General features: G+C 64.6%; 1 protein-coding gene. It reads right to left on the bottom strand.

Going from position 1 to position 274, the window contains the following annotated elements:
• Positions 1-274 (bottom strand): hypothetical protein (locus tag GV790_RS30880; RefSeq protein WP_218586511.1); only part of this gene is annotated, 274 nt, incomplete at both ends.

Here is a 274-nt window from a genome sequence, read left to right as displayed (position 1 = left end):
GAACCGCGGGCTGCGGTCCGAGTGGATCGGACTGGGTGCCAGTTTCGAGTAGTGCACGAGAATCCCGTCCTTATGAGTGGGAGACACCGTCCAGTCGTTGGATGCCAGTTCCGGGAAATCCTGGATGATTCGGCGCATCGCCGCGGTGGCACGCTGGGGTTCGGTCTCGGAGCCCGCTCTGACGCTGATCTCCGCGCCGGCGATGGCCTTCACGCCGTGGGTGGACCAGTGAATCTCCGCACCGGTATCGGCCGATGACAACCGGGTCCAGGTG

It is taken from the genome of Nocardia cyriacigeorgica, assembly GCF_010858045.1.
GTDB lineage: Bacteria > Actinomycetota > Actinomycetes > Mycobacteriales > Mycobacteriaceae > Nocardia > Nocardia cyriacigeorgica_E.
The sequence above is the reverse complement of the archived record's forward strand: the minus strand, read 5'-3'. Positions and strand labels throughout refer to the sequence as shown.